Origin of the sequence: Mesorhizobium sp. LNHC229A00 (assembly GCF_000502415.1) — a bacterium.
In the GTDB taxonomy this organism is placed as follows: Bacteria; Pseudomonadota; Alphaproteobacteria; order Rhizobiales; family Rhizobiaceae; genus Mesorhizobium.
In genome coordinates, this window is record NZ_AYWQ01000184.1 from 1 (window position 1) to 433 (window position 433).

The 433-nt window shown below is 62.1% G+C and carries 1 protein-coding gene; it reads right to left on the bottom strand.

Annotated features, from left to right (window positions below):
- Positions 1–433 (bottom strand): penicillin-insensitive murein endopeptidase (locus tag X742_RS140145; RefSeq protein ID WP_023775691.1); only part of this gene is annotated, 433 nt, incomplete at both ends.

Here is a 433-nt window from a genome sequence, read left to right on the forward strand (position 1 = left end):
ATGCGCATGTGGAAATGATAGTCGTGGCCCCAGAACGGTCGGATCTTGCGCAGCCAGGAGCGGTCGCCCTTAACGGTATCGCAAAGTTTTTTCTTGATGCCCGGATTGACGAGGATGCGCTCGACCTGCGGATAGCTCGCTGCCCGCTTGAGCAACGCCGTGTGCTGCGGCGTCCACAGCGCGTCTTTCACCAGATGCGTCTTTTCGTCGACCATCAAGGTGGCGCTCATGTTTTCGCGCTGTGCCCTGGTCATCGTGCGGTCAGGCATTGGCGTCAGCCAGATGTCGGCGTCGAGGCCGATCTGGTGCGAGGCATGGCCCGTCGTCATCGGGCCGCCGCGTGGCTGCGCGATATCGCCAATCAGAAGGCCAGGCCAGCCGTCGGCGACCGCGTCGCGCGACAACTTTTCGATCAAGGCGATCATGGCCGGAT